Here is a 4,723-nt window from a genome sequence, read left to right on the forward strand (position 1 = left end):
CAGGGCGGTGGCGGCGATGCCGACGTTCCACCAGTCCGGCGCTCCGGCGTCCCGGTCGAGCAGGGCCACCGCCCTGCAGGACTGGCCGCTGGCCCGCCGCGCCTGGCAGGCCTACGGGCTGAAGGTGCCCGGGAGCCCCACCGACTCCGGCGAGCCGCTCGGCATGGACCTGGGCAGCGCGGCGGTGCGGCTGTCCCCGGAGGGGGAGGCCGAGGTCGTGTGGGGCCGGCGGCTCGATCCCGCCCGGATCGAGGTGCTGTCCATTCCGCTGCCGTCCTCCGGCCGCCGCTGGGGCGAGGTCGTCCTGCACGACGGGGTGCCGCACGGCGAGCGGAGCACGGCCGCCGGGCACACCTACCCGGTGTTCGACGAGATCGAGTTGTGGGCGCCCTCACCGGTGCCGACCTGGGTGGTCCTGCTGGAGGCCGCGAGCGAGGCCGACCGGGACGCCCTGGAACAACTGGCCGCGGACGCCGGGTTCGCCGCCGAGGACTGGTCGTCGTCGGTGCGGCTGCTGTGCCGGATGTGCTCGGAGTCCCGGATGCCGTCCGACGAGGGCGAGGGGGAGCACCTCGACCCGCACGACCACAGTGAGCCGGGACACCCCGGACCGCTCGGCCACCGCACCGACGGGCAGTTGTGGGTGCCGGAGCGCGAGTGCGGGCTCGCCGCACCGCCCTCGCTGGTCCGCGGCCTGCTGGACGGATGGGTCGCGGACAGCCCGGACTCGCGGGACTGGCGGGACCTCGAAGAGGTCTGCTAGGGGCCCACCGGGCCGGCCGCCGGGCAGGGCGCGGACCGGTCGGAGGGCGGGCCGTTCGCCGTACCCTGTAGCAGCACCACACCCCATGTTTTCCAGGAAGGCGTACGTCGGTCATGGCTCAGCAGGACACCGATCAGCAGCACGCGGGCGTGCTCCCCGTCGACGAGGAGGGGTACGTCGTCGACACGGACGGCTGCGCGGAACGCGAGGCCGCCTGGGTCGAGCGCGGCACCTCGCGGCCGATCACCGTGGTCGGCAACCCGGTGCTGCACAAGGAGTGCCGGGACGTCACCGACTTCGGCCCGGACCTGCAGCAGCTGGTCGCGGACATGTTCGCCAGCCAGCGCACCGCCGAGGGCGTGGGCCTGGCCGCCAACCAGATCGGCGTCGACCTGAAGGTCTTCGTCTACGACTGCCCGGACGACGACGGCGCGCGCCACGTCGGCGTGGTCTGCAACCCGAAGCTGGTCGAACTGCCCGCCGAGAAGCGCCGGCTGGACGACTCCAACGAGGGCTGCCTGTCGGTCCCCACCGCGTACGCACCGCTGGCCCGGCCCGACTACGCCGAGGTGACCGGGCAGGACGAGCTGGGCAACCCGGTCAGGGTGCGCGGCACCGGCTACTTCGCACGGTGTCTGCAGCACGAGACGGACCACCTCTACGGCTCCCTGTACATCGACCGGCTCTCCAAGCGGGAACGCAAGGACGCGCTGCGGCAGATGGCCGAGAACGAGCCGCGCTACCCCGTGGTCGCCAACGACTGACCCCTCGTCACCCTCCCGTGGGCGCGGGGACCTTCCGGTCCCCCGCGCCCAGGACTCCTCCGCGCACGGCGCCCGCTCCGGTACCCCTCCGGAACGGGCGCCGTTCGTCCTTTCATCAGGCGTTCGATCTCCTTGACGGATCGGCAGCACGAAACCGGCCAGGTGAGGGAGGGTTCTCGGCACCGTGGGTGGTGAAGGAGGCGAATGCGTTCCCAAAGGGGTCGGTCGTGGTGCTGAATGGTGGGGCGGGAATATGCACGGGCGCGCGCCCGGTACGGGGGAGGGGCGCACGCCGACCGGCGGCCGAGAGGGGATTGTTCGTGCATGCTTTGTCACACGGCACCACATCGAAACCGACCACCATCGCAGTTCCACCGGCGCTGTCTCTTCCGGTGATCGAGACGGCGTTTCCCCGGCGACTCCATCCGTATTGGCCGAAGCTCCAGGAGGAAACCCGTGCGTGGCTGCTGGAAAAGCGGCTCATGCCGGCGGGCAAGGTCGAGGAACACGCCGACGGACTGTGCTACACGGACCTCATGGCCGGCTACTACACGGATGCCGCCGACGAGGCCCTCCAGGCGATAGCGGACTACAGCGCGTGGTTCTTCGTCTGGGACGACCGGCACGACCGCGACATCGTGCACGGCCGTCCCGACGCCTGGCGGTGGCTGAAGGAGCACCTCCACACGGCCCTCGACAGTCCCGCGGACCACCTGCGTCACGAGGACGCACTGGTGTCCGGGTTCGCGGACAGCGTGCGACGGCTGTACTCGTTCCTTCCGGACACGTGGAACGCCCGGTTCGCCCGGCACTTCCACGCGGTGATCGAGGCGTACGACCGGGAATTCCGCAACCGGACGGAGGGGATCGTCCCCACCGTCGGGGAGTACCTGGAACTGCGCCGCCTCACCTTCGCGCACTGGATCTGGACCGATCTCCTGGAATTGAGTGCGGGCTGTGAACTCCCGGACTCCGTACGGAAGAACCCGTCCTACCGGAGGGCGGCCCTGCTGAGTCAGGAATTCGCCGCCTGGTACAACGACCTCTGCTCACTCCCGAAGGAATTGGCGGGCCATGAGGTGCACAATCTCGGAATCAGTCTCGTCGTCCACGAAGGACTCTCCCTCGAAGAGGCGGTCGCCGATGTGAGGCGTCGCGTCGAGAAATGCGTCACCGAATTCCTCGACGCCGAGCGGGAAACCTTACGGTTCGCCGACGGTCTCGACGACGGAACGGTAGGAGGAAAGGAACGGGGCGCGGCCGTGCGGGCCTGCCTCGGAAACATGCGGAACTGGTTCAGTTCCGTCTACTGGTTCCACCACGAGTCCGGTCGGTACAGGGTCGACAGCTGGGACGACCGGTCCACGCCCCCGTACGTCAACAACGAAGCGGCAGGTGAGAAATGACGGTCGAGTCGGTGAAACCCGGAGCGTCCGCGGCGACCGCCCCGGGCGAGCCGCCCCTGGCCGGCGGAGGCGTCCCCCTCCTCGGCCACGGCTGGAAACTGGTGCGCGATCCGCTGGCCTTCATGGCCCAGCTGCGCGACCACGGCGACGTCGTGCGCCTCAGGCTCGGACCGAAGACGGTGTACGCCGTCACCACCCCCGCCCTCACCGGCGAGGTGGCGCTGAGCCCCGACTACATCATCGCCGGGCCGCTGTGGGAGTCCCTGGAGGACCTGCTCGGCAAGGAGGGCGTCGCCACTGCCAACGGTCCGCTGCACCGGCGTCAGCGGCGCACCATCCAGCCCGCCTTCCGGCTCGACGCGATCCCCGCGTACGGGCCGGTCATGGCGGAGGAGGCGCACGCGCTCGTGGAGCGCTGGCGCTCCGGCGAGGCACTGGACGTCACGGCGGAGTCCTTCCGCGTGGCCGTCCGGGTCGCCGCCCGCTGCCTGATGCGCGGCAGCTACATGGACGCCCGGGCCGAGCGCATCTGCGCCGACCTCGCCACGCTGTTCAGCGGTATGTACCAGCGCATGGTGGTGCCGCTCGGACCGCTTTATAAGGTGCCGCTTCCGGCCAATCGCGAATTCAACCGGGCACTGGCCGATTTGCACGTCCTGGTCGACGAGATCGTCGCCGACCGACGGGCGAGCGGTCAAAAGCCGGACGATCTGCTGACGGCTTTGCTGGAGGCGAGGGACGAGAACGGTGAGCCCATCGGGGAACAGGAGATCCACGATCAGGTCATCGCCATCCTCACCCCCGGCAGCGAAACCGTCGGATCCACCGTCATGTCACTGCTCCTGGTTCTCACCGAGCATCCGGAACTCGGTGACAAGATCCGCGACGAGGTGGAAACCGTCGTCGGCGACCGCCCCGTCGCATTCGAGGACGTCCGAAAACTGACGTACACCGCGAATGTCGTCACCGAGACCCTGCGGCTGTATCCGGCCGTATGGGTATTGACGCGCCGGGCGGTGGCCGACACGGAACTCGGCGGATACCGCATTCCCCGGGGAGCGGACCTCATCTACAGTCCGTACGCCATCCAGCGCGACCGGAGGTCGTACGGGCGGAACGAGGAGTTCGACCCGGACCGCTGGCTTCCGGAGCGTGCCGGAGACGTGCCCAAGTACGCGATGAGCCCGTTCAGCGTGGGCAACCGGAAATGCCCCAGTGACCACTTCTCGATGGCCGAGCTCACGCTCATCACCGCGGCGGTCGCCTCCGCCTACCGGTTCGAGCACGCGCCCGGTTCCGACGCCCGGCCCCGGATCGGCATCACCCTCCGGCCACGCCGGCTGATGCTGCGGGCGCTGCCCCGCTGACCGGCCTCGCGGCGCGCGTTCAGGCGGCCTCCGGGCCCCTGAACGCGCGCCGGTAGGCGTGCGGGGTCGTCCCCACGGCGCGTACGAAGTGGTGGCGCAGCGCGGCCGCGTTGCCGAACCCCGTGCGGCCCGCGACCGCGTCCACCGTCTCGTCGGTCCCCTCCAGCAGACGCTGGGCGAGCAGCACCCGCTGGCGCAGGATCCAGCGGTACGGCGTGGTGCCGGTCTCCTGCTGGAAGCGGCGGGCGAACGTGCGCGGGGACATGTGGGCGCGGGCCGCACGGGGTTCGGCAACGCGGCCGCGCTGCGCCACCACTTCGTACGCGCCGTGGGGACGACCCCGCACGCCTACCGGCGCGCCTTCAGGGGCCCCGAGGCCGCCCGAACGCGCGCCGCGAGGCCGGTCAGCGGGGCAGCGCCCGC

4 protein-coding genes and 1 pseudogene are annotated in these 4,723 nt (G+C 70.5%); 4 read left to right on the plus strand and 1 reads right to left on the minus strand.

From position 1 onward, the window contains the following. The 4 genes from AOK18_RS10715 to AOK18_RS10730 form a co-directional block, all read left to right on the plus strand. A partial coding sequence (locus AOK18_RS10715; protein ID WP_055694168.1) for a hypothetical protein occupies positions 1–763 on the plus strand: 763 nt, incomplete at its 5' end. A gap of 113 nt (positions 764–876) precedes the next feature. Continuing rightward, positions 877–1,527, plus strand: a complete 651-nt coding sequence (gene def, locus AOK18_RS10720) for a peptide deformylase (protein ID WP_055572161.1) — start codon at positions 877–879, stop codon at positions 1,525–1,527. A 320-nt stretch (positions 1,528–1,847) separates the two neighbouring features. Further along, positions 1,848–2,933, plus strand: a complete 1,086-nt coding sequence (cyc1, locus tag AOK18_RS10725; RefSeq protein ID WP_055694170.1) for an epi-isozizaene synthase — start codon at positions 1,848–1,850, stop codon at positions 2,931–2,933. Continuing rightward, positions 2,930–4,300: a bifunctional albaflavenone monooxygenase/terpene synthase gene (locus tag AOK18_RS10730; protein ID WP_055572162.1), complete on the plus strand. Its 1,371-nt coding sequence runs from the start codon at positions 2,930–2,932 to the stop codon at positions 4,298–4,300. The genes cyc1 and AOK18_RS10730 overlap by 4 nt, the downstream gene beginning before the upstream one ends. Before the next feature lie 19 nt (positions 4,301–4,319). On the opposite strand, the pseudogene AOK18_RS10735 reads toward AOK18_RS10730, so the two are convergent. Continuing rightward, positions 4,320–4,589, minus strand: a pseudogene (locus tag AOK18_RS10735) (helix-turn-helix domain-containing protein); the annotation flags it as partial. Positions 4,590–4,723 lie beyond the last annotated feature (134 nt).

Source organism: Streptomyces prasinopilosus (assembly GCF_001419695.1).
In the GTDB taxonomy this organism is placed as follows: Bacteria; Actinomycetota; Actinomycetes; order Streptomycetales; family Streptomycetaceae; genus Streptomyces; species Streptomyces prasinopilosus.